This window comes from Sulfurirhabdus autotrophica, from assembly GCF_004346685.1.
In the GTDB taxonomy this organism is placed as follows: domain Bacteria; phylum Pseudomonadota; class Gammaproteobacteria; order Burkholderiales; family SMCO01; genus Sulfurirhabdus; species Sulfurirhabdus autotrophica.
Genome location: NZ_SMCO01000008.1, coordinates 37880 through 59630 on the forward strand (window position 1 = coordinate 37880; position 21751 = coordinate 59630).

The window sequence follows — 21751 nt, forward strand, 5'->3', positions numbered from 1 at the left end:
GTAGCTCTACAATTTTCGAGCCACCAAACCTTGTTTCTTCAATTGCTCCTGGCAATTAGGAACCTAACATGAAAAATTCAAGATTGTCTGCCAGCTTGCTTAAAGTGGCCGATTATCCATTAGTTGCAGCGCTGATTAATCGTAGAAGTCGTCGGTTTGCCGTAGGTATGGACATTACAAGGGGGCCGTTACAATTCAGCAGTCAATTACCACCTATGCCGCTCGCGAAGGAAGAAGAAGAACTATTGTTGTTTGCAGGTATCGGTGATACAGGAAACAACATAGGTGATATGGCCTTTGATGAGCATACGGACACGGCCCAAGGGACGGGGAACAGCGAAGGGCGCACTTTAATGAATTTCCGTGGCCGAACTATTCCGAGTGCCTGCGGAGCCCACACCTCGCAGATTTTCCTTACAAACGACGATGGCGTATTTTTTAATCCATGTCATCACGAATTGCCACAACATGATGTGCCTTCGAGTATCGTAAAAGTCTCCAATCAGCGCTTGGAAATCCCACGCCGTTTGCCATATATGCATGCTTTTAATCAGCCATATAGCAATGTAGCAGGCAGCACATATTTTATTCCTGTTACCAGTGTTGTGCCGATCTATCTGAATCTCCTCTTACTCCTTTTGAGTGAGGAATATGGTTTTTTTATTATCGATACAGAGAATGCTGATGCGCCTTGTGGACTAGCTGATTTTAGACAGTCACAAGGTGGACACTTGTATGAACAACCTAAAGATGGCCGGATCATGCGGTTGCGCGATCTAGATTCGATGGTTGCAGAAACCGCCGCTATCGAACAAGGCATCATTTGCCAAAACATGATGCTCATGACTCAAGCAATGGGACTTGGCGGTAGTATCCAAACGCTGGGCAGTGGACGTCATATGCTTGGCTGCAATCCGGAAGTATTCGAAGGTCTGGGTTTTCAATTTGAGGCGGCGACACGGTCTGGGGTTCCTTCGAACCCGATTGGTAGGCTACCGGTATGGAACAGCTTGCTACCCCCTTTTGTAAAAAGCATGTCCGAAGCAGTTCAGACTGTAGTCAAATCGAAATTTGGACCCGAAGGGTTTTATCGCCAAAAAGGATACACACCATGGAAGCCTGAGACGTTTGACGTACCTGTTTTAGCGCATTCGGAACGGACAATTGACGCGGCAATAGCTTTCTGTGAATACGTCCAAAAAATTTATGGCAGATTTCCGGCCCATGTAGATGCGTTTCGTTGCGCGTATACCTACCAGGCACATCACCTGGATATGGACTTCTATGACATGCATTTCAAACAAGGTGCTTATACCAAAACACAGGCAGAACATCAGGAGAAATGGCACGGTGGGGAACGGCATGTTAGCAAATATTGAAGTCATGGGAAAAATGGAGAAATCCTTGGAAGCCCCATACTATGATGCACAACAAAAAAAGGTGAGAGTTGTGGTGACCGGGCTCGGCATTGTATCTCCTCTGGGCAGTGACATTACACAATTCTGGTCTAGGTTATGCGCTGGCGAGTCTGGTGTGGCCCCAGCTACCAGCTTTGACACTTCGTCATTTGCTTCTTCGTTGGTAGCTGAAGTTTGCGACTTCGACCAAGTTAATACGCTGGGTGCAAAGTTGTCTCGACGTACCGATCGCGTAACCCAATTTGGTTTGCTAGCTGCATTGCGTGCTTGGTCAGATTCAGGCTTTGATGTTGCTCTTGGCACTACAGATGATATTGGTGTTTGTGCAGGCACATCAATTGGCGGACTAGGTACGGCATTCAGGACACACGACTTGGTGCGCGAAGGAAACCTAAGGCGAATCAGTCCATTCACCATGTCTGCGACCTTTGCCAATGCACTTTCTGGAGAGATATCCATTGCACTTGGTGTAACAGGCCCTAGCGAGAGCATTTCAAATGGCTGCTCTTCGACTGCTAGCGCTATGGTGCGCGCTGCCGAACTAATCCGTAATGGAGAATGCCGTGCCGTAGTAGTTGTCGGTGCAGAGGCACCCCTGCATCCGACAATTTTTGCCGCCATGGAAGCAGGTGGGATGTTGGCTCCCGACGATGGGGGGCGTATACGTGATCTACCGCGGCCTTTCGATGCGCGCCGCTGTGGAATTGTGATGGGTGAAGGCGCTGGATCTGTCATTCTGGAAGATTATAGTTACGCCGCGCAACGGGGGGCGAGAATCTACGGTGAGCTTGTCGGCTCGGGTGCCAGTTGCGATGCTTACTCAATGTTTAAGCCTAGAGAAGATGGCATGCTTGCTCGGTTAGCAATTGAAAAGGCCATCCAAACTGCTGGCTGGAATGCGCATCAGGTGGATTACATAAACGCATGTGGTTTGGGTACCACCGACTTAGATCGAGTAGAAACGCACGCAATCAAAATGGCACTCGGGCAAGATGCAGGACGAATACCGATAAGCTCTGTGAAAGGGGCGCTAGGTCATGCATTCGCGGCAAGCGGAATTTTTCAAATAATCACTTCGTTGCTTTCGATACGTGACGGAATAATCCCTCCAACACTTCATTTATCTGAATCAGATCCGGAGTGTGATCTTAGTTATGTACGAAAAATGCATCAGACACCCCATTTGCAGCGAATTTTAGTAAATAGCTTCGGGTTTGGCGGCAAGAATGTCGTATTGGCGCTAGCCCAGGTAGATAGGTAAGCGTTGTAATGTCACGCCTTTCTGTGCACTTTCATAAGTTTTTAGCGAATGCGCTGAATGGTGAACTTTTAAGTAAAAAGATTTCTATCAACAACAGACTCCTCTTGGTGGAATGGACGGCGCGCGCCCAACGCGAGCTTGATCGCCGAAAACGCCCTCTGTATGTCGAGATGGAACTGTACTTCTCTTGTATGGTAAAAAAATACATTCACTTTCATGAAAAACCTCGCAACAAGACACCAGTTTACGTCAATGAAAAATTCGCCGTATATTTCCGCCCAGTCACATCGTCAAATTGCAGTTTGGAGATTGCTGCGAATTTAGGACGTCAACCGGAAATTGAATTACACAACAAAGCTGTGACACGTTTGGTGCCAAAGCGCATTTTCATCGACTTCAAGAATACGCAATGGATTGGTGAATATTGGCTATAGAAAAAAACCACTGCTAAAGGACGGTTGGACGAACACATTAATTCAGATCATATAGGGAGTTCAAAGTATGGAATTGCTAAAATTGTTGTTAAAAGTAGTCCCCCTAAGCTTGGCAAGTTTAGTTGCGATGGGAGTGGAAGCTGAAGCCTCGCCTTCGGCGGTAATTGAATGGAATAATGTAATACTTGAAGCGATTCGCGTCACTCATCCTGGGCCTCCTATGGTAGCGCGCATGCTGGCCGTTTCTCATACCTGCATGTATGACGCATGGGCCGCTTATGATGCAGACGCAATCGGAACGCGTTTGGGCAGCGCTTTGCGTAGACCGGAAGGTGAGCGAACCGATGCCAACAAGACCAAAGCGATCAATTACGCTGCTTACCGTGCAGCAGTCGATCTTTTCCCCAGCGAGAAACCTGTGTTTGATGCAAAGATGGCCTCGCTTGGATACAACCCGATCAGCGGGACGAACGATATGGCAACCCCTGAAGGGATTGGCAACGTGGCTTGTAAGGCTGTACTCGATTTTCGTCACGCAGATGGTTCCAACCAACTGGGCGACTTAGCCCCAGGGGCCTACAGCGATTACACCGGCTATCAACCGGTAAATACCCCCGATTCGATCATTGACCCCAACCACTGGCAACCGCTCCGTGTAAGCAATGGCCACGGGGGTACCGTGAACCAAAAATTCATCGCGCCGCATTGGGGTAATGTAGTCCCCTTCGCCCTCAAATCGCTCCAACAATATAAAATTAAAGCACCCAGTCTGGCAGGCTCCATGGGATACTTGGAGCAAGCACGCGAGATTCTAAGCTATAGTGCCACGTTGACTGATGTTCAAAAGGTTATTGCAGAATATTGGGCAGATGGTCCGAACTCTGAATTACCTCCTGGACACTGGAGCCTTTTTGCTCAGTTTGTATCGGAACGTGATGGTTATAATGTGGACAAGGACGCTAAGTTGTTTTTTGCCATGAATAATGCGCTGTTCGATGCTAGCGTGTGGACATGGGGCATTAAACGCCAATACGATTACGTTCGCCCTGTAAGTGCCATTCATTACTTGTTCAATGGTCAAACAGTTAAAGCATGGGGCGGCGCCTATCAAGGTACGCGAGATGTCCTGGGAGGAAGCTGGAATCCATACCAAGCGAGCACAGTTGTAACACCGCCGTTTGCCGAATATGTTTCGGGCCACAGCACGTATAGTGCTTCTGCGGCGGAGGTGCTAAAACTCTTTACGGGCAGCGATGTGTTCGGATACGGCGTGACGATCGGGAAGGGCACTTCACGCGTCGAGCCTGGTAGTGTGCCGGCTGCAGATATTTTGCTTTCCTGGGCTACGTTTACCGACGCTTCGGATGAGGCTGGTATATCTCGACGCTATGGTGGTATTCACTTCCGCGATGGCGACATGGAAGGTCGCCGAGTTGGTCATCTCATTGGTAGTGAGGCATGGAAGAAGGCAAAAAAACTCTTCGCTCCGCATGCCGGTAGGGACAACGACGGTAGCACATAATAGTATGTATGGCTATTTTTGACCAACCCCCAAAACGTAAAATCTGGGGTAATTGTCCTTTTAGAGTGTGAAACAGCAGACCTGTTTTCCAACTTTTCTAAAAAAACAGCACAGTGGAAAACCACACAAACCTTATGCAATCGAGCTTGGGATAGAACAGATAGTAAAAGACTATGCTGTTTTCTGGCAATAATTGCGTGCTGATTTACAGACTGGCGACATCTTCGTCCATCATACCTGTTTGCGGCACCAGTACTGAGACCTTCCCATCCGGTTTACATACCCGCGTCATTTCGTGCATCGCTATCGCTGGTTCGGAGATGATATTAATCAAGGAAGCAGCGATAACGTAATCGAATTGGTTATCTTCGAAGGGCAAGTCCAACGCACTGGCCAGCTCAAAATGCGCCCTGTCCGTATGAGCTGCATTCGCCTTCTGCAACATCTTGGGTGACTTATCCACACCGATAACAACCGCACCACACTGAGCCAAGTATTGCGTAAGCTGCCCCGTTGCACACCCCACTTCCAATATCGAATCACACGTTTTGTATCCTAAACTATCGGCCCAGGTTCGTAAAACTCCCTGATACCAAGGTAACGCGTTTATCTTGTGAAACAGCGAGGCAGGGCTGAAACACAACAAGGCCAGGATGTTCATCCTATGGTAATAATCAATCAATGGGCTATTCCATTTGCGGGTTCCTTCATGGGGTGCCACATTGTTAACAGAAGGATAATCCATGTCGCGTTAAACATCGGGAACGCTGACAAGGAAAGCGGTATCACGCCAATTGATGTGTAGAAAATGCCCACACCCAGATCAATTACCTGAATCAGGATCATAAAATTTATCCATAGCACGTGTTGGGCGGGTGCACTTGATATGATAAACAACGCTATACCATAGGAAATAAAGCGCGCTGCCAACATACCAAGCGGATAGTAAATATCTGGTTGCGGCATAGAATGCCCCATGGCATGCAGAAAAAGTGCCGGAGCAAAGAGGTAAGCCAATCCCAAAAAGATTTGAATACTTCCTACGAGTTTCAAAAGATAGTTTAGTTTTTTCATGATATGTTCCTGTGTGATTAAGTGCTTGGCGAAATCTAACATTTAAACTATCCTTTCGGAAGTAGTTACCTTTTAGAAAGCTAGAGTCACAAAGGAAAGTAAGGCTATGGCATACGCAAATGAAACCCCCTGTTCTGAAGAATGTCCTGTTCGTAAAACTTCGAAAATAATCGAGGGGAAATGGACGACTTTGATCGTTCGCGACCTGTTAAGCGGCAAGAAGCGTTATTCGGAACTGCAAAGGAGTCTGGAAAAGATCAGTCCTAAACTGCTTGCAGCCCGTTTGCGCCTGCTAGAAAAAAACCAACTGGTCAAGCGAACCATATACCCGACCGTTCCTGTCACAACAGAATATGAACTTACACTCTTAGGCAGAAAATTGGAGAAAGTGATTATTTCAATGAGCGAGTTTGGGCAGTTGCTGTAGGCCCCATCCCTTAACGCATGGAAATTCGGCACGCACAGCCAGTTATATCAGTCAGTTCTCGGCCGAGGCTTTGATAAGAAACAGCGAGACCGAACTATGCAAATAAAATGAGACCTCGTAAAATGCGTTGCATTCGATTTTCTGGCACCAGGACACAATCAACTCTGGAAATAAAATTTCTTTTGAATTTTACTTTGCCTCCACCCCAAGCCTATTCATGACATGCTTCTTTCAGTAGGCATCCGCTACACATTGAAGAATTCGACCTAACCCACCACCATCGTTTGCAAACCTTCCGCCAGTGCGTCAAATACCAAGCGGATGCGAGCACTGTTACGTAGTTCCCGGTGCGCGGTTACCCAGACAGGCATATTGGGGACCAACTCTTCTGGCAGCACCAATTGCATCTCGGGCCATCGTGCCGCTACGCTGACAGGGGCAAATACAATTCCAAGACCCGCCAACGCTGCCTGCCACCCAATTATTTGGTTATCGCAACGAAATGCAAAGAACTCTCGTTCGACCGGCATGCCTGCAGCGCGAAATCCACGCAGGATCATATTGGATGAATCGAGACCAATCCAGTCATAGTCACCTGCACGAGCCAGATCGACTTCTCCGCCGACGCGTTTCAGATAATCGACGTGCGCAAATGCCCCTATTTTGGCATCACCCACGCGCTTTGCCACCAAACCGCCTTGCGTCGGACGGGTATGGCGTATGGCGATATCGGCCTGACGTTCCAACAAGTTTTCTACCCGATTGGACGCCACTAACTCTATCTGAATCGCTGGATGGGTTTGCCGCAACAGCTTGAGTATCTCAGGTAGTACATAGGCAGAGGTCATCTCGCTAGCGGTCAGACGCACCGTGCCGCCCAACTGCTGCGTCTGGCCTAATGCAGTGAGCGACACGGCCTGCGCCGCTGTCTGCATCTGTCGTGCTGGCCATACTAACGCTTCGCCCGCTGCGGTCAGGCGCAAGCCGCGTGCCACCCGCTCAAAAAGTGCTATACCAAGTGACGATTCCAACTCGGCAATCTGGCGGCTCAGCGTAGGCTGGCTGGTTGCAAGCAAGCGCGTTGCACCGGTTAATGAGCCTGCGTCCACTACTGCCAGAAATGCGCGCAGCAGGTTCCAGTCCGGTTGTTGTGCCTTTGGTACTGAAGAGTCTAATGTATTCATCAATGCATACCTTGCATTCAGATATACGGATTGTGCCATACATTTTCGACAGGCAGAATAGGATCATCCAATTATCAAGCAGGAATAACCATGAGCCATCACACTCCTTCAGTACTGATATTTGGTGCCAACGGACGCTTTGGAACTATGGCAACCCACGCATTTGCTAAAGCAGGCTGGCAGGTCCGCGCACAGGTCCGACGCACTCAGGTCAGCTGGCCAAAAGAGGTCGAGCCGGTACAAATTGACGCGATGCAGGTCGATGCACTGTGCCGAACAGCACAAGGGATGGACGTGATCGTCAATGCGCTCAACCCGCCTTATACGCAGTGGGAGCGATTTGCGCGTCCGCTGGCCGCCAATGCGCTAGCTGCCGCGAAAGCCAGCGGCGCGCTCCTGATGTTTCCCGGTAACGTGTACAACTTTGGAAAGTCATTACCCGCCGAGTTGCACCTGGACACGCCACAGATTGGCAACAACAGCAAGGCCCGCGTTCGTATCGACATTGAACAGCAACTGCGCGCTGCCGCTGCCAGCGGGGTAAACAGTGTGGTAGTGCGGGCTGGCGACTTCTTTGGTGGTGAGGGGCGCGGCTCGTGGTTTGATCTGGTGATCACCAAGTCGCTCGGCAAAGGCAAACTAGTTTATCCGGGGCCGATGGACGTGCCACATACTTGGGCCTATCTGCCGGACCTGGCGGAAACCTTTGTGCGCCTGGCGAACCTGCGCGCGCATCTGCATGGTGTAAATTGTTTACATTTTGCAGGACATGCACTCACTGGCGCTGAATTACATCTGGCGATGGAAAGCGCAAGCGGACGGACGCTGCGACTAACGAGTCTGCCGTGGGGGATAATCCGTCTAGCAGCGCCGTTTTCGCCGATGGTACGAGCGATGCTGGAAATGCGTTACCTTTGGCAACGTCCTCATATCATGGAAGATAGCGCTCTAAGGGCGCAACTAGGAGACGTGCCCAATACGCCATTTACGCAAGCGCTCACCGAAGCTCTTACCGCATTGAACCTGCCCACAGCCCACCCGGTACCAATATTACATGGAGCCTAACATGTTAACGGCCACAGAGCATATTTTTTGTGCCATACCACATGGCAAGTTGTAGATCTTTAAATACCATGGGGTCTTAGCAGAGAAAATGATCCGGCCTACGGTAATAGATTTCGAGCATATTTGATCCATTTCAGCCATAAATTTGCATGTTACTACTCTTACTTTGGTGTCGAAGCCAATAAGATGCAACAAGCTTGAAATGACAGCATGTACCATGGTTTCATCTAAATTGCAGTTCAGTATGGCATGCAATTCAACATATGAGGACGGCTTACATGGAAGAAAGGACAATAGATACATGCGTAGGCCGTATTTCGCTGACCATAGATCATCGGGGCACAGGAGTGCCCATTATTTTTCTGCACGGGGTGTTTCTGGATAAGTCATTGTGGTTTGAGGTTTCCAATGATTTGCCAGAAATAACACGCATATTCATTGATATGCCTGCCCACGGAGTCAGCGGTGATGTGGGACATGACTGGGTGCTGGAAGATTGTGTCGAAATGCTCATGCAGATCATTAACGAATTAAAACTCGACACCTGTTTTCTCATTGGGCAATCATGGGGAAGCATGACCGCCTTGCGAGCCGCAACCAAATATCCCGAGCGTTTTGAAGCACTGGGCTTATTCAATATGCCTTTTAAGAAAACAACGGGGTTACGCAGGTTGGGATTTATTTTTCAAAAGGTAATGTTGTATTTCCCCAGATTTTATGCAAAGCAAGCTGCTAAATCGCTCTACTCTAGAGAAATTTTGCATAAGCGACCTGAGCTATTAATTCAGATGCAAGATAGGCTTTCAAAACGCTCCCTACAGGAGTTGTCACGCGTTATTAACGCTGTAATTCTAATGCCTGAAGACGCGACCCATTGGATCAATGAGTTGCAGATACCTGCATTGGCAGTAATAGGGCAAGAGGATTATGTCGGCAAACCGCCAAAACTGGAAACCTGGACAGTTCCAGGCGGACATATTAGTCCTCATGAATCAATCGAAAAAGTCAAAGCCGCTATTCTGAAGGTACTTGACATGAAAAAACGGTAAATACGACGAAAAATGCCATCCAGCCGTCGTTTCGCGTTCCCAAAACTGCAGCTTATAGATCCGGCCAACAAATATTATCAAGCCGCATATTTCACGCGTGGATCCTGGAAGTATTTTTTGACACGTTCAGGGGGCTGTTTCAATTTTTGCATGTGCTCTGTTGCAGCTGTTTTCAGTTTAGCCTTGTTGCGAGCCGGCACTTTTGAGCAGATCGCTTGCTTCAGGTGCTTCAGGCTGCGTTAAGCCGTATTTACTGGTTCAATTAAGAACTGTAGCTGAGTAGGTAGAACAACTCAATTTTGTCTTTACATTCCTTCAGCCAGACTTTAACCAGTTTGTTGCGGTGCGTACCAGAGCAGGCTTCATGCTGATCAGGTACGATGTCAGATTGGCTATCACCGGCAATAACTGATCTCTTGTTGCTTTGGGTTTGACCAGTGAAGCTTTGCCACTTTCATCCACACCGTGGACGACTAAAATATTCTTGGCAAGATCAATACCTGCGGCCATAATGTTAATGACATTCCCCTCATGGTGATTGATGAAAACAGCGCATTCCATCTTGGCATTTTTAATGCCATTTGCAACTCCTTCGTCGCTTTCTCGGGACGGGGAAGTCCTTTTCATTTGTTAGGCCGCTTAAGGATGCACCATGGACACCTGCCAAGTTTCCGTCAACACGTTCGATAGGCTCGCGGAAACGTACGCCCAGAAGTACCTAGCCCTGAATACGTATGATACCTACTACCGAGAGTTCTGCTCACACGTTCCTCGGCACGGCGCGACCGTGCTGGACGTTGCTTGCGGACCGGGCAATGTCTCTGCATTCCTCATGCGTGAAAGGCCAGATCTTCAGGTGCTCGGAATAGACCTTTCACCAAACATGGTACAGTTAGCCCAAAATCATGTGTCGACCGCCAGCTTTTTGGTTCAAGACTGTAGGCAGTTGGTTGAACTAGGCCGAGTGTTTGACGGCATTGCGTATGCCTTTGGATTGAACTATCTGAACCAGGAAGATGCGGAGCAGTTCTTTAGGTCGCTCAGTAAAATCCTAGCGCCCAACGGGGTGCTTTACCTCAGTGCAATGTTGGGGCCCAGGGAGCGGCCTGGACTCCAGACCTCAAGCAGCGGTGACCAAATCTATGTGCACTACCGATCAAGGCAGGAGATTGAACACTTGGTTCAGAGTGCACGTCTAGAGATCGTATTTTCAGAAGAAATCGGTAGTCCTGCCAATGCATCAAAGCCCATTATCGATATGGTTTTGGTTGCACGGCGCATTGGTACTTAAGATGAAGCGGCCAAACAATTCATTCTACCGGACGCTGTGCGATAAAACCGCGCAATGTCGGTGAATTCAAACGGTTCAGTGTCAGAAATAGGAGTGCTTATGAAATTCGGCTATACCATCGTCTTTGTCTCATCTGTTACGGAAGCCCTCGCATTCTACAAAGAAGCGTTCGGTTTTGGAACCCGTTTTGTTGACGACACGGGACAATATGGAGAACTGGAAACCGGTACAACAACCCTTGCCTTCGCCTCTCATGCCATGGGTGAAATGAACTTTGGTGAGCAGTTTCAAAATGCTGCCCCAAACGCAGCATCATTTGGTGTTGCGCTAGCATTCGTTGTTGAAGACGTTGCATCAGCTTATGCTAGAGCAACTGCCGCCGGAGCCACTCCAATCACCGAGCCGGTTAAAAAACCTTGGGGACAAATTGTCGCCTATGTTCGCGCCAAAGATGGGGAGCTTATTGAGCTTTGCTCTCCGATGGGTGGTTAACAAATCATTCTGGCTGGCAGTCAAACATGGACAAATTTGAAAACCCTGAAGTTGCAGAAGTGTTCAATAACTATCCGAAGCACATACATCAAAAAATGATGTTCCTTCGCCAGTTAGTGCTGGATACAGCCTCAGAAAGTGAGGACGTTAGCGCAATGGAAGAAACGCTAAAATGGGGTGAGCCAAGTTATCTCACGAAGAGTGGAAGCACAATCCGAATGGATTGGAAGAATTCAACGCCAAATCAATACGCACTATATTTTCATTGCAAAACAAAGCTGGTTGATACATTCAAAGAGCTTTATAACGATAAGCTGAAGTTTGAAGGGAACAGAGCCATTGTGTTTCATCAAAACGATGAAATACCCATTGATGAAGTGAAGCATTGTATTTTTTTGTCACTCACTTATCACGGCAGAAAACATCTTCCAATGTTGGGCGTATGAATAAAACACATTGCATTGCGTTCTAGGGTGACACTACTGTCAAGGCACAGCACCTCTTAACTTTACGTAGCCACCTTAATTAAAGGAGAAAAAATGAGCATATCAATTTTGGCTAGTCGCGCTGAATCCCTAAATGCAAAAGTCGGTGCCGTCACTTTGGCTGTGGCTGCCTTCATGACGCTGCTGCTGTCTCACATCGACACTTCTCTCGCGCCCCTGCGTATTTTGACGCTCACTGTTGCGGCGTTTGCTGCTTGGGCGTTTTGCGATGAAATGGGCCTGAGAAAACCGCTGAATCGAGCAGGCTTTATCTTCTTCACCATTGCGGCGATAACCAAAGTACAAATCTCGCTTGGTATCGCAACAGAGTTTGCAGGACGTTACTATCTCCTGTACGCGGCATTCTTGTTGCTTGCAGTGCTTTTTTGGTCAATCGCCCTCCTTCACCGCCAGCGAGAGCTGAAAGTGATCGGCGCTGTTGGCGTTATTGCGACTTTGGCACCTATTGCAGCAATCATCGTAGGCCACATCGTAGTCGGCCTTGGGGCTGCTCTCGGGGTTGGGTCCTTGCTTGCTGCAACAGAAGGCGGCCCACTAACCAACCTCAGTTTTGTCACAATGGTTGAACGCATTTTCGGTCTCTGGGGTTACGTGGCTGCCTGGCTCCTATGGAGAGGACACATCGTTAACAAACCCTATGTGCAGTAGCATCGAATGGTAAGCCGAAGTTACTCAGCATCTATTCCGCCATGCACCACTAAACTTACTGGTTGGGCAGAGGACACTCACGGCTTTTAGCCAGCATGCCCTCCGAACTGCGCACTCAAGTGCTGCTTACCAGGGTGTTAGCGCACATTCCCACAAAAGAGCAGAAATGCCAAGCGTCTTAATCGAAGTACGGCGACAATACACTCAAGAGCAGGAGATTGCTCTGGTGGAGGCTATTCACATGGCCTTACGTGAAGCTTTTCAGATCTTGCCCGGTGACAAAAATGTTCGCCTCATTGTGCACCAACCTCACCGCTTCGCGTGCCCACCTGCTCGTGAGAAGCCAGATTTCTATACGCACATCAGTATTGATGCATTTGCTGGTCGCTCTCTTGATGCGAAACGAAATCTGTACAAGGCTGTCGTGAGCAATCTTGAACCCTTCGGCATACCTAAAGACCACGTAAAAATTCTCCGCAGAGAAATTGCAAAAGAAAATTGGGGTATTCGTGGAGGGCAAGCAGAGTGTGATGTTGAGCGAGGTTTCAAGGTTGAGGTGTAGTTTGTGTTCTAATCTCACCATTTAAGCGGGGCGACCAAAGCACATCTCTTAATACCAAGATAAAACTATCGAAAAACTCATGAAGCAATTCTATGGATGAATGGCTGCATTAGGGGTACTTTAACCCTGTGGAGATCAAGATAATTGATTGTATGACGTTTTGAGAGGTCGATATTTTTGTCGGCGCCTGTCGTTCGAGTATTTCAATACAATACCTGCAGTAGCAGTCATCCAATATAAGCTTGTGAGGTCTAAATGTAGCCCCCCTCGAAAATAAAAAACATTTCGAGATAGCGTCTTTCTGAGAAAGGAAGCGCTACATAAAGAAATCGAAATTCGATTCTTCACTTCACATAAGGCCGAACATGAGGCGCTCGCCGCATCCTGCCTGAACTTCCGCTACCATTGTTCAACAGAGCCATCTCAAGAAAAATTAGTTAATCCTACTGACACCACGCTGTCAGTAGCCCATTGTTAAGCTTGGATTCGTATTCAAACCACTACGTAATAAATGGAGAACATCATGAGTGAATCAGCAATGAAACAAGTCGGTGCATTTAGCTGGAATGAATTAATGACAACGGACGTAAAAGGTGCCAAGGTATTTTATGGCGAGCTATTCAATTGGGGTATGCAGGATGTCAAGCCAGGCGATATGGACTACACCCTGGTTAAGTTGGGCGATCAGGATATCGCCGGCATCATGGCCATCCCGGATAAAGCGGCGGGCATGCCGCCACTCTGGGGCGCTTATGTTACGGTTGCCGATGTTGATGCGCTGCTGCCACGCGTTATGCAGCTCGGAGGCAAGGTTATCGTATCCCCTCACGACATCCCTGATGTAGGGCGATTTGCCGTGATTCAAGATCCGCAAGGTGCTATGCTATCGATCATCAGTTATCCAATGGGTCATTCAGCGGCTTAACAATTTGCAGGGTCGGCCATACCCGACCCGCTTTCGATAATGGGCGCGGCATTCCTCGCCCCTACATGCACCAGTAGGCATTTAAATGGCGAACCGTTACTTCACACGCGATACGTTTAATTTTCTCTCGGCATTGGCGGCCAATAATCGGCGCGAATGGTTTGACGAACACAAGCCCGACTATGAAGCGACGGTTCGCACGCCCTCCTTGAATTTCATTAGGGACATTGCCACCGATCTCGCCCTGATTTCTCCGCACTTCCTAGCCCTACCCCGGAAGGTTGGCGGCGCTTTAATGCGTGTTAACCGTGATATTCGATTCGGCAATGACAAACGCCCGTATAAAACCAATATTGGTATCCAGTTTCGGCATGAGGTGGGGAAGGATGTGCATGCCCCAGGCTTTTACCTGCACATAGAACCAAACGATTGTTTTGTTGCCATTGGCCTGTGGCGTCCAGATGCGAGCGCTTTGAGCAAGATTCGCGATGCCATTGTCAACCAAGGTGAGGCTTGGCTGGCCGCGCGAGACGACAAAAATTTCAATCAGAAGTTTTCGCTGGCTGGCGCTACGCTCACGAATGCACCACGCGGTTATGCCAAAGACCATCCCTTACTGTCAGATCTCAAACGCAAGGACTTCATCGCCATCGCCCCGTTGCGAGATGCAGAAGCTATCTCAAAAGACTTTTACCCTAAAGTGGTCGAGCATTATGCCCAGGCAGCACCCTTCATGCGCTATCTATGCAAGGCGCTGGAGCTACGCTTTTAGCATGCGGCGTGCCGACCGTCTGTTTCAGATCATCCAGCAACTGCACCACGACAGGGTCATCACCGCGCGCGATTTAGCGGCTGCACTCGAAGTTTCTGAACGCACCATTTATCGCGACATTCAAGACTTATCACTCTCTGGCGTACCGATCACGGGTGAAGCCGGTGTTGGATATCGGCTGATGCGCGGTTTCCACATGCCTCCGCTGATGTTCAATGAAGAAGAATTGACCGCACTGTTACTGGGCGCACGCATGGTGCAAGTATGGACCGACAAAAGTCTGGCCCGCGCCGCGCACCAGGCCATACAAAAAATCGAAAAGGTCATCCCCGAGCACCTCAAACCAGAGCTTGTGCGCGAAGAGATGCTCGTTCCAGATTTCAGTATTAGCCTTGAAGTGGCGGAGCACCTCGCCTTGTTGCGCCGGGCCATCAAGCAACTGGATACAGTCAATTTCGACTATATACGCCAAGATGGCCAACATGCTAATCGCAACGTTCATCCCTTGGGCTTATTTTACTGGGGTAAGGTCTGGACGCTGGTTGCATGGTGTGAACTGAGAGATGAATTTCGGCACTTCAGACTGGATAGAATACAACGCATGGAAGTGCTAAACCGGCGTTTCCAACCCCTCCCCGGTCGAACTTTGCAGGATTTTTTAAAGACACAATGCAATAACGAATGAGTGTTTCAGCGCCAGAACATCAAAAAACATTCAATATGCTATTTGAATTGAGTTTTTTACAACCTACGCGCAAAATGTCTATTTGTACGCTGACATTCCGGTCGTCCAATATTACGTTAAAGCATCAAGGATCTTACTATGCGTGGTAAATGTCTCTGCGGAAAAATTGAATTTGAAATTGTCGGCGCGGTTCCGAATCTTTACCAATGCCATTGCTCTTTATGTCGAAAGCAAGGTGGCACCTCTTCGAATACTGCGGCTATCGTTGCTAAAGAGCAATTCCGATGGCTAGCTGGTCAAGAACACATATCCTCTTGGGTGAAAGACACGGGTTTTCGTTCCGACTTCTGTTCCAACTGCGGTTCTCCTGTACCCAATCCTCTGAGAAGCACGCCATACTTCTGGGTGCCTGCTGGTCTACTTGAAGGGGATGTGCAATTAAAAATAGGTGCTCACCTATTCGTGGGCTCCAAGGCCTCGTGGGATGTGATCTTATCACCAGAAACACAGTATGAAACCATGCCAGAATTATCCGTGCTTTTGTGCCCTGACACCCATGCTTAAAGCGTATTTGAGAAGGGCTAGCCATATCGTGTCATTTTAGGCATGTATTTATCGTATATATTTGGGGCCTCTTTCCATAGTAGTGTGGCAGCCAGTATCGCAATTTTCATACGCTCCACAGCCACGATAGCAGGCAACTTTAACAAGGAATACTGATGAAATTATTTGACTATCCTCTATCAGGAAACGGCTACAAAGTCCGGCTGTTACTTGCACACCTCAACAAAGAGTACGAATACATTTCATTGGATATTCTTAAAGGGGAAACACGAACACCAACATTTCTGGATAAGAATCCAAACGGCAGAATTCCACTGTTACAACTTGACGACGGTTCATACCTACCCGAATCGAACGCGATATTATACTATTTGGCGCAAGACTCGCGATACTGGCCATCATCCGCAATAGAACAAGCACAAGTTCTTCAATGGCTTTTCTTTGAGCAATACAGTCACGAGCCCAATATTGCCACCGCAAGATTCTGGGTTTCCATCAAGAAAATCGAAAACACACCATTCAATGCCGAAATGCTTTCCCAAAAGCAAATACAAGGTCGTGCCGCACTTGAAGTAATGGAGCGTCACCTTCAGAATCGATCCTTCTTTGTAGGAGACCAGTACTCCATCGCGGACATTGGACTTTACGCTTACACGCATGTTGCAAGCGAAGGGGGATTTGATTTGTCACCGTATAGGGCAATAGGTAAATGGCTTGACCGTGTGCAGGCGCAGTCTGGTCACGTCACAATGAAGGACTGAAAGTGCACATGATCATACGGATGAAGGAGTTGCTGTCGGTTTAGCACGTTCACGGTCGTTCTTTATGCTGTGGAAGCCCATCAACAATTTCATACCACTCAGCTTTCGAGCCAACAAAGACATGATCAGAAGGTTTTGTTTCTACTTGAGTATCAAGCGTACCGATGCGCAAGCGTACCGTTTCAGGCATATTTTCACGCGTACCTATAATTGGTGATCCGCAGGTGCCGCAAAACACCCGATGAACACCTGCATCAGAGCGATAACTACTTAGAGATTCTTGTCCCTTAACGATGTGAAAATTTGCAGCAGGGATAGCTGAAACTGCGGCAAACGCAGACCCATTCGCTTTCCGGCAGCGAGCGCAGTGACAAAATACAATTGGCCCAAGTGATCCAGTAATTTCATATTCCACTGCTCCGCAAAGACAGCTACCTTTTTGCATATATTGCTCCATAGCGCTCATCTTCAAATTATGGGGCGTTACTGAACTGCTCAATTGTTTCACGCTCCGCAAAAACTTCCTTGGCTGCAAACAGTCCGTTTAGGGCTGCCGGAAAGCCGGCATAGACAGACATTTGCATGATGATTTCGATAACTTCATCCCGAGTGCAACCGACGTTGAGTGCACCGTGAATATGTACTTTTAACTGAGGCGTTGCATTGCCGAGGGCAGTCAAGGCAGCGACGACACCAATTTCCCGTGATTTGATATCCAACTGTGGCCGTGAATAAATGTCGCCGAAAGGAAACTCGATCAATAATCTTGCAAAATCGGGGGCTATGTCTGCAAGTGCAGCGATGACATTTTCACCGGCCTTACCATCGATTTCGCGCAGTTTTTCCAAGCCACGTACATAGCGAATGGAATCCTTTGAGTTTTCTACTTCGACTGTTGAGTGGTTCATTTAGGCGTTTCTCCTGCTGGTGACTTCGTCTTGGCGATCATGTTTTGATAGATAAGAACCTTGTGATCAAGGACGTTGGCACACTCTGAAAGCTCATCCATTTTGGCGACCAAACGCTCACGATGGAGCTTGAGCATCGTAAGCCGTGGTTGCAATGTCGAGTCGCCCTGCGCTCGAAGATCGGCGTACTGCTTGATCTCTGCGAGTGGCATGCCAGTGCGCTTTAGCCTGAGTACAAATTCAAGCCAAAGGACATCGTTGCTGTGATAGCGGCGATGCCCGTTTGCTGCACGTCTACTTGGTCTAATCACGCCTACCGTTTCGTAAAAACGAATTGTATGCGTGGTAAGGCCACTTAGTTGAGCAAGCTCGCCAATGGTGATGACATTGCAGGTCATGTTTGTCATATTAATTCTTAGAGTGCACTTGAAGTCAAGGGACGTTAAAAGGATGCTTCCAATCAATGTACTCGCTATTGTCGAGATATTGTTCCATGTGGGTTTTCACTAAGATCTTGGCGTCTGTTAACAAGCGATTATCTTAAGGGGTGCGTCTAGTGCGCCCCAGTTGCGAAATGGGGGTTAGCTTTGATTAAATGCTGTTGTAGGATGGGAGATAGCACCATCTCCGTAAGCGCGTAGAACTTGTGAAATTATGACTTGATACCCATTGAGCCAATTGGATTGAGCGGCCTTAGCTTTAAGGTGTGTTGGATTTTGCATTAGTTCATGGAGTCCTTCCATTGTCTCCCAATAGTATACGTTTGAAACCCGGCCAGTTTCGGGGTTTTCCCATGCTTCCTCGCCGATATAGCCAACAGTTTGTTTTACTATTTTGACTATTGCCTGGTCAAGTTGATAAAACGCTTCATCGAATTGTTTTTTATCAAAGATGAATGTTGCTGAATACATGCGGAATCCTAAATAGGGTTAACTAAGGGCTTATCTGATTTGCATCTGGCTACTGAGGTGCAACGCCCGGCGCACATGTCAGAAATGTGCCGCCAGGTTAGACGCTCTCAGGGAAAGTTTTCGGCAATACGCCCAAACGCATTTTTGGCGCGTCAGCTGGAACGAAGTGCAGGCGTAATACCCCTCGCTCCTTGTTGCTGATCAATCATAATAAGCAGGAGCATGCTTGATACCGGCATTTTGTTCCAGATCGTGCTGAATCCAGAGCACCGCATGATTTGCTTTCAGGAATTGTTCGGTCTCTTCCATGGTTTTGATCGACTGCTCCTTATCAAAGTTGAAGCTTGGCACACGTTTGTTCACCCAATTATCGGTATAGTGAACCAAGTCCCCTGAGAGAAGAATATTTCCGGTTTTGGGAAGTTTTACGTACAAGGCCTGGTGACCAGGAGTATGCCCCAGCATGCGCTTGATCACGACAGCACCGTCCCCAAAGACGTCGTAGTCCCCTTCAAGTGTTTTAACTGGATTGGAGTGCATGGTCGAATAGGTAGCAGGGTCAAATCCATACTTGGCCGGCTCGGGTCCGAAGGCTGCATCGTATTCTTCCTTTTGCATCAGGAGTGTGGCATGAGGAAATAAATCGGCATTACCCACGTGGTCGAAATGCATATGCGAGATACCCAGATTCTTGATTGACTCAGGTGCATACCCGATTTCCTTGAGTTGACTGGCAAGTGTCTTCGGCATTTTAATAACGAAAGTATCCATCATCGTTTTGCCTTCTGGTGTTTGCGCGAGCGCATCTGGAAGACCAGCATCCCACATCAACGTACCCTTAGGATGAACCACAAGGTAGCATGAATCAGTTAGCTTCTTGTGATCGCCTTTGCCTATACCAGGCTGGAATACTGAAAGATCCAATACGTCAATCGTGCCGCAGTTGAATACATAAAGATGTAATCCTGACGGCGGTGCTGTCCGCTCAGTCGCGCAGGCGGATAGAGCAAGTACCAGAATGGTGGTGAGGAAGATACGAAATAAGTTTCCATGATTCTGCATGATTTGGTTATCCATTTTAATGTGCGTGGTTAAGATAGCGACGGTGGTACAAAGATCAGATGTTGCGGTCCGTGTTGATTCATAGAAAGGACATTTACTCAAAAACCGGGCGCATAAACGAACGTTCAAAACTCAGAAAACACTGAGTTTCCTGGTAGTAGCGCATAGCTGCTTGACACTCCAGGTCATCAACTGCGGCTGCACGGTAAGTTTCGTAAGCAGCAAGGGATGGAAACGAAAACATGGCGAGCGCTATATTATTAGGGCCTTCATGAGGTAAAAAGTACCCGTGGTGTTTGCCGCCGAATTTCTCGACCAAGGGTATCCACATTTTTCCATAGGTTTCAAATTCCTTCAGCTTGAAAGGATCAATCACGTATCGAAGATAGCAAGTAATCATAAGGCGTTTCTTTCACCAGCAAAAAATTAGAACGCGTCACTATGGGCGATGCCAAACACAACCCAAATGACAGATTCGTCAGGACATGTTTTGAGAACAGGGACGCCAAGATATTTCTTTAACCTATTAATGACATACAGATTATCCATTTTTCATATAATACACAAGACCAAACATAAAAACGTTGCCAGTCTACTTACCGAAGGTCGCAACGTTGGCCGCTAGTGATCCCAAGCATTTAACGGCTTCCTCGAAACGCGCCGACCATGGGTTGCCACAGTTCAAACGTAAGCAATTACGGTAATTGCCGCTCGCAGAAAAAAGATCTCCGGGGACAAAAGCGATGCCTGCACTCACGGCATGCTCCAAAAGTACTGCGCTATCGATCCCGGCAGGAAGTTCGACCCATAGAACAAATCCACCCTGAGGCTGCGACAGTCGGGTACCAGCCGGAAAATATCGCAGAACCGCCTCGGACATCTGCATGACCTGTTTTTCGTACGCCCGCCGCAAGCCGCGCAGGTGCCGGTCATAAGCCGTCGACTCCAGATAACGGGCGACGACTTCCTGTGTCACCGGATTGGTGATACCAGAGGTCAGTGTTTTTTGCATCAGAACCGCCCCATGAAAGCGACCCGCTGCGACATATCCCAATCGAAGCGAAGGGCTCAGGGTTTTCGACATCGACGAGCAAAGCATCACGTTCCCGGCTGTATCGAATGATTTAACTGGCCATGGGCGATCCGTACCGAAATGCAGGTTTCCAAAAATATCGTCTTCAATTATCGGTATCTGCCGCGCCGCCATTAGATCTGCAAGTCGTTTTTTCTCATAGTCGGGGACGAGGCTCCCCAGCGGATTGTTAAAGTTGCTTACCAGCAGGCACGCTGCGATCCGCCGTTCACGAGTGGCAATCTCCAGCGCGTCGACCGACATGCCGTTACGGGGGTGGGTTGGAATCTCTATGGCCTTGAGCCCCAGGAGTTCCAGTAACTGCAGCATCAGATAGTACGATGGCGATTCCACGGCCACCGTATCCCCTGGCCGTGTCACGGCGCGCAAGCAGAGTGACAGGGATTCGGTACATGAATTGGTCACTACGATCTCGTCTGCTGCAATGGGTTGACCCCAGGAAATTGAATGCCGGACGAACTGGCGCACCAGATCTGTTCGATTTAAGGCCGAATGGCTGGCCTCATCGATGAGTGCGCCGAATCGTTTACCGACAGCGCCATAAAGGCGTTGAAGGTTCGCGACCGGGAGCAATTCAGCAGCAGGAAGAGCGGCGCCGAGGGGAACCATTTCCTTCCGATTATTCAACGCAAGCACGCGCATAAGACGACTGCTGATATCGACGGCTACCGGCCGCGCCAGATGTTGACGAGTTTGCGGTACAAGCTGCGGGTTCTGATTGAGAGATGGCAGGCGAACGAAAAACCCGGACTGTGGCCGCGCTTCCACTTGACCTCGATCTTCAAGCTGCCGCAACGCCTGCACCACTGTTGAGACGGATAGCTTCTTATCACGAGCCAAACAACGCACTGAAGGCAGGCGATCGCCAGGACGCAAAATGCGTTCAGCAATCATGCCTGCAAGTTCGTCTGCTAATTGTTCATAACGCAAAGTACGCTGATCCATCCCAGTCCCTTTTCTGCCAGTGATCTGTGCTAAATATTACTGTAATCGATCTGCTGCTTACAGATACAATTGCCAACAGATTTGAACAGTACAGTTTATATAAACGATAACTGTATTGGTAACAATTTAGCCTGATTGTGTCTGTACTGAATTATGCCGTAGTTCTAGACTGGCAGTGCGTTGTAATTGAAT

General features: G+C 48.4%; 27 protein-coding genes and 1 pseudogene. 17 read left to right on the forward strand and 11 right to left on the reverse strand.

Going from position 1 to position 21751, the window contains the following annotated elements; all coding sequences use genetic code 11:
* The first annotated feature begins 68 nt into the window (after window positions 1-68).
* The 4 genes from EDC63_RS18550 (at window position 69) to EDC63_RS09525 (ending at window position 4635) form a co-directional block, all read left to right on the forward strand.
* Entirely contained in the window at window positions 69-1379 is a 1311-nt protein-coding gene (locus EDC63_RS18550; protein WP_165922961.1) for a hypothetical protein, read from the forward strand.
* Window positions 1363-2679 carry a beta-ketoacyl-[acyl-carrier-protein] synthase family protein gene (locus EDC63_RS09515; protein WP_165922962.1) on the forward strand — a complete coding sequence of 439 codons (1317 nt, stop codon included), beginning with the start codon at window positions 1363-1365 and terminating at the stop codon, window positions 2677-2679. Before EDC63_RS18550 ends, EDC63_RS09515 begins: the two co-directional genes overlap by 17 nt.
* 8 nt (window positions 2680-2687) lie before the next feature.
* Window positions 2688-3113, forward strand: a complete 426-nt coding sequence (locus EDC63_RS09520; protein WP_124946553.1) for a hypothetical protein — start codon at window positions 2688-2690, stop codon at window positions 3111-3113.
* A 67-nt stretch (window positions 3114-3180) separates the two neighbouring features.
* Window positions 3181-4635, forward strand: a complete 1455-nt coding sequence (locus EDC63_RS09525; protein WP_124946554.1) for a vanadium-dependent haloperoxidase — start codon at window positions 3181-3183, stop codon at window positions 4633-4635.
* A 205-nt stretch (window positions 4636-4840) separates the two neighbouring features.
* On the opposite strand, the gene EDC63_RS09530 is transcribed toward EDC63_RS09525, so the two are convergent.
* Entirely contained in the window at window positions 4841-5296 is a 456-nt protein-coding gene (locus EDC63_RS09530; RefSeq protein WP_165922963.1) for a class I SAM-dependent methyltransferase, read from the reverse strand.
* A gap of 17 nt (window positions 5297-5313) precedes the next feature.
* Window positions 5314-5709 (reverse strand): hypothetical protein, encoded by a 396-nt coding sequence (locus EDC63_RS09535; RefSeq protein ID WP_124946556.1) that lies wholly within the window; start codon window positions 5707-5709, stop codon window positions 5314-5316.
* Window positions 5710-5815: 106 nt separating this feature from the next.
* Between EDC63_RS09535 and EDC63_RS09540 the strand changes: the two genes are divergently transcribed.
* Window positions 5816-6136 (forward strand): winged helix-turn-helix transcriptional regulator, encoded by a 321-nt coding sequence (locus EDC63_RS09540; protein WP_124946557.1) that lies wholly within the window; start codon window positions 5816-5818, stop codon window positions 6134-6136.
* Window positions 6137-6402: 266 nt separating this feature from the next.
* On the opposite strand, the gene EDC63_RS09545 is transcribed toward EDC63_RS09540, so the two are convergent.
* Window positions 6403-7320, reverse strand: coding sequence for a LysR family transcriptional regulator (locus EDC63_RS09545; RefSeq protein ID WP_124946558.1), 918 nt, complete (start codon window positions 7318-7320; stop codon window positions 6403-6405).
* Window positions 7321-7410: 90 nt separating this feature from the next.
* Here EDC63_RS09545 and EDC63_RS09550 point away from each other — a divergent pair, with 90 nt between their 5' ends.
* Window positions 7411-8385: an NAD(P)H-binding protein gene (locus EDC63_RS09550; protein WP_124946559.1), complete on the forward strand. Its 975-nt coding sequence runs from the start codon at window positions 7411-7413 to the stop codon at window positions 8383-8385.
* A 278-nt stretch (window positions 8386-8663) separates the two neighbouring features.
* Complete coding sequence (locus EDC63_RS09555; protein WP_165922964.1) at window positions 8664-9434, forward strand: alpha/beta fold hydrolase; 771 nt, start codon at window positions 8664-8666, stop codon at window positions 9432-9434.
* Between the two features lie 343 nt (window positions 9435-9777).
* On the opposite strand, the pseudogene EDC63_RS18795 reads toward EDC63_RS09555, so the two are convergent.
* Window positions 9778-9995 (reverse strand): annotated as a pseudogene (locus EDC63_RS18795) (hypothetical protein); the annotation flags it as partial.
* A 91-nt stretch (window positions 9996-10086) separates the two neighbouring features.
* On the opposite strand from EDC63_RS18795, the gene EDC63_RS09565 reads away from it, so the two are divergent.
* From EDC63_RS09565 to EDC63_RS09610, 10 genes are all read left to right on the forward strand, one after another.
* Window positions 10087-10725, forward strand: coding sequence for a class I SAM-dependent methyltransferase (locus tag EDC63_RS09565; protein ID WP_124946562.1), 639 nt, complete (start codon window positions 10087-10089; stop codon window positions 10723-10725).
* Window positions 10726-10824: 99 nt separating this feature from the next.
* Window positions 10825-11217 (forward strand): VOC family protein, encoded by a 393-nt coding sequence (locus tag EDC63_RS09570; RefSeq protein WP_124946563.1) that lies wholly within the window; start codon window positions 10825-10827, stop codon window positions 11215-11217.
* Between the two features lie 26 nt (window positions 11218-11243).
* Window positions 11244-11663 carry a DUF1801 domain-containing protein gene (locus EDC63_RS09575; protein WP_124946564.1) on the forward strand — a complete coding sequence of 140 codons (420 nt, stop codon included), beginning with the start codon at window positions 11244-11246 and terminating at the stop codon, window positions 11661-11663.
* Window positions 11664-11756: 93 nt separating this feature from the next.
* Complete coding sequence (locus EDC63_RS09580) at window positions 11757-12371, forward strand: hypothetical protein (RefSeq protein WP_124946565.1); 615 nt, start codon at window positions 11757-11759, stop codon at window positions 12369-12371.
* A 166-nt stretch (window positions 12372-12537) separates the two neighbouring features.
* The gene (locus EDC63_RS09585) at window positions 12538-12933 is read left to right on the forward strand and encodes a tautomerase family protein (RefSeq protein ID WP_124946566.1); all 396 of its coding nucleotides are present in this window, start codon (window positions 12538-12540) and stop codon (window positions 12931-12933) included.
* A 523-nt stretch (window positions 12934-13456) separates the two neighbouring features.
* Window positions 13457-13858: a VOC family protein gene (locus EDC63_RS09590; protein ID WP_124946567.1), complete on the forward strand. Its 402-nt coding sequence runs from the start codon at window positions 13457-13459 to the stop codon at window positions 13856-13858.
* Window positions 13859-13943: 85 nt separating this feature from the next.
* On the forward strand, window positions 13944-14630 hold the full coding sequence (locus EDC63_RS09595) for a DUF2461 domain-containing protein (protein WP_124946568.1): 687 nt from the start codon (window positions 13944-13946) through the stop codon (window positions 14628-14630).
* Between the two features lies 1 nt (window position 14631).
* Window positions 14632-15315, forward strand: coding sequence for a helix-turn-helix transcriptional regulator (locus EDC63_RS09600; protein WP_124946569.1), 684 nt, complete (start codon window positions 14632-14634; stop codon window positions 15313-15315).
* A 138-nt stretch (window positions 15316-15453) separates the two neighbouring features.
* The gene (locus tag EDC63_RS09605; protein ID WP_124946570.1) at window positions 15454-15879 is read left to right on the forward strand and encodes a GFA family protein; all 426 of its coding nucleotides are present in this window, start codon (window positions 15454-15456) and stop codon (window positions 15877-15879) included.
* A gap of 155 nt (window positions 15880-16034) precedes the next feature.
* Window positions 16035-16640 carry a glutathione S-transferase family protein gene (locus tag EDC63_RS09610; protein WP_124946571.1) on the forward strand — a complete coding sequence of 202 codons (606 nt, stop codon included), beginning with the start codon at window positions 16035-16037 and terminating at the stop codon, window positions 16638-16640.
* Window positions 16641-16689: 49 nt separating this feature from the next.
* Here the strand turns inward: EDC63_RS09610 and EDC63_RS09615 are convergent, their stop codons facing one another.
* The 7 genes from EDC63_RS09615 to EDC63_RS09645 all read right to left on the reverse strand — a co-directional run bounded on the left by EDC63_RS09615 (window position 16690) and on the right by EDC63_RS09645 (window position 21559).
* Window positions 16690-17085, reverse strand: coding sequence for a GFA family protein (locus tag EDC63_RS09615; RefSeq protein ID WP_223272286.1), 396 nt, complete (start codon window positions 17083-17085; stop codon window positions 16690-16692).
* Between the two features lie 28 nt (window positions 17086-17113).
* Window positions 17114-17548, reverse strand: coding sequence for a carboxymuconolactone decarboxylase family protein (locus EDC63_RS09620; RefSeq protein ID WP_124946573.1), 435 nt, complete (start codon window positions 17546-17548; stop codon window positions 17114-17116).
* A complete protein-coding gene (locus tag EDC63_RS09625; protein ID WP_223248287.1) occupies window positions 17545-17955 on the reverse strand; it encodes a MerR family transcriptional regulator in 411 nt (136 codons plus the stop codon). Before EDC63_RS09625 ends, EDC63_RS09620 begins: the two co-directional genes overlap by 4 nt.
* A gap of 174 nt (window positions 17956-18129) precedes the next feature.
* Complete coding sequence (locus tag EDC63_RS09630) at window positions 18130-18459, reverse strand: antibiotic biosynthesis monooxygenase family protein (RefSeq protein WP_124946574.1); 330 nt, start codon at window positions 18457-18459, stop codon at window positions 18130-18132.
* A 201-nt stretch (window positions 18460-18660) separates the two neighbouring features.
* Window positions 18661-19536, reverse strand: a complete 876-nt coding sequence (locus EDC63_RS09635) for an N-acyl homoserine lactonase family protein (protein ID WP_124946575.1) — start codon at window positions 19534-19536, stop codon at window positions 18661-18663.
* 79 nt (window positions 19537-19615) lie between these two features.
* Window positions 19616-19921: an NIPSNAP family protein gene (locus EDC63_RS09640; protein ID WP_124946576.1), complete on the reverse strand. Its 306-nt coding sequence runs from the start codon at window positions 19919-19921 to the stop codon at window positions 19616-19618.
* A 192-nt stretch (window positions 19922-20113) separates the two neighbouring features.
* Window positions 20114-21559: an aminotransferase-like domain-containing protein gene (locus EDC63_RS09645; protein ID WP_124946577.1), complete on the reverse strand. Its 1446-nt coding sequence runs from the start codon at window positions 21557-21559 to the stop codon at window positions 20114-20116.
* Between the last annotated feature and the right edge of the window lie 192 nt (window positions 21560-21751).

Coding starts and splice junctions, on each gene's coding strand:
- EDC63_RS09620 (WP_124946573.1), bottom strand. CDS start 17,548: ATGAACCACTCAACAGTCGAAGTAGAAAACTCAAAGGATTCCATTCGC.
- EDC63_RS09570 (WP_124946563.1), top strand. CDS start 10,825: ATGAAATTCGGCTATACCATCGTCTTTGTCTCATCTGTTACGGAAGCC.
- EDC63_RS09590 (WP_124946567.1), top strand. CDS start 13,457: ATGAGTGAATCAGCAATGAAACAAGTCGGTGCATTTAGCTGGAATGAA.
- EDC63_RS18550 (WP_165922961.1), top strand. CDS start 69: ATGAAAAATTCAAGATTGTCTGCCAGCTTGCTTAAAGTGGCCGATTAT.
- EDC63_RS09635 (WP_124946575.1), bottom strand. CDS start 19,536: ATGGATAACCAAATCATGCAGAATCATGGAAACTTATTTCGTATCTTC.
- EDC63_RS09550 (WP_124946559.1), top strand. CDS start 7,411: ATGAGCCATCACACTCCTTCAGTACTGATATTTGGTGCCAACGGACGC.
- EDC63_RS09615 (WP_223272286.1), bottom strand. CDS start 17,085: ATGCAAAAAGGTAGCTGTCTTTGCGGAGCAGTGGAATATGAAATTACT.
- EDC63_RS09530 (WP_165922963.1), bottom strand. CDS start 5,296: ATGAACATCCTGGCCTTGTTGTGTTTCAGCCCTGCCTCGCTGTTTCAC.
- EDC63_RS09605 (WP_124946570.1), top strand. CDS start 15,454: ATGCGTGGTAAATGTCTCTGCGGAAAAATTGAATTTGAAATTGTCGGC.
- EDC63_RS09580 (WP_124946565.1), top strand. CDS start 11,757: ATGAGCATATCAATTTTGGCTAGTCGCGCTGAATCCCTAAATGCAAAA.
- EDC63_RS09565 (WP_124946562.1), top strand. CDS start 10,087: ATGGACACCTGCCAAGTTTCCGTCAACACGTTCGATAGGCTCGCGGAA.
- EDC63_RS09545 (WP_124946558.1), bottom strand. CDS start 7,320: ATGAATACATTAGACTCTTCAGTACCAAAGGCACAACAACCGGACTGG.
- EDC63_RS09645 (WP_124946577.1), bottom strand. CDS start 21,559: ATGGATCAGCGTACTTTGCGTTATGAACAATTAGCAGACGAACTTGCA.
- EDC63_RS09630 (WP_124946574.1), bottom strand. CDS start 18,459: ATGTATTCAGCAACATTCATCTTTGATAAAAAACAATTCGATGAAGCG.
- EDC63_RS09540 (WP_124946557.1), top strand. CDS start 5,816: ATGGCATACGCAAATGAAACCCCCTGTTCTGAAGAATGTCCTGTTCGT.
- EDC63_RS09520 (WP_124946553.1), top strand. CDS start 2,688: ATGTCACGCCTTTCTGTGCACTTTCATAAGTTTTTAGCGAATGCGCTG.
- EDC63_RS09525 (WP_124946554.1), top strand. CDS start 3,181: ATGGAATTGCTAAAATTGTTGTTAAAAGTAGTCCCCCTAAGCTTGGCA.
- EDC63_RS09610 (WP_124946571.1), top strand. CDS start 16,035: ATGAAATTATTTGACTATCCTCTATCAGGAAACGGCTACAAAGTCCGG.
- EDC63_RS09640 (WP_124946576.1), bottom strand. CDS start 19,921: ATGATTACTTGCTATCTTCGATACGTGATTGATCCTTTCAAGCTGAAG.
- EDC63_RS09625 (WP_223248287.1), bottom strand. CDS start 17,955: ATGACAAACATGACCTGCAATGTCATCACCATTGGCGAGCTTGCTCAA.
- EDC63_RS09600 (WP_124946569.1), top strand. CDS start 14,632: ATGCGGCGTGCCGACCGTCTGTTTCAGATCATCCAGCAACTGCACCAC.
- EDC63_RS09515 (WP_165922962.1), top strand. CDS start 1,363: ATGTTAGCAAATATTGAAGTCATGGGAAAAATGGAGAAATCCTTGGAA.
- EDC63_RS09595 (WP_124946568.1), top strand. CDS start 13,944: ATGGCGAACCGTTACTTCACACGCGATACGTTTAATTTTCTCTCGGCA.
- EDC63_RS09575 (WP_124946564.1), top strand. CDS start 11,244: ATGGACAAATTTGAAAACCCTGAAGTTGCAGAAGTGTTCAATAACTAT.
- EDC63_RS09585 (WP_124946566.1), top strand. CDS start 12,538: ATGCCAAGCGTCTTAATCGAAGTACGGCGACAATACACTCAAGAGCAG.
- EDC63_RS09535 (WP_124946556.1), bottom strand. CDS start 5,709: ATGAAAAAACTAAACTATCTTTTGAAACTCGTAGGAAGTATTCAAATC.
- EDC63_RS09555 (WP_165922964.1), top strand. CDS start 8,664: ATGGAAGAAAGGACAATAGATACATGCGTAGGCCGTATTTCGCTGACC.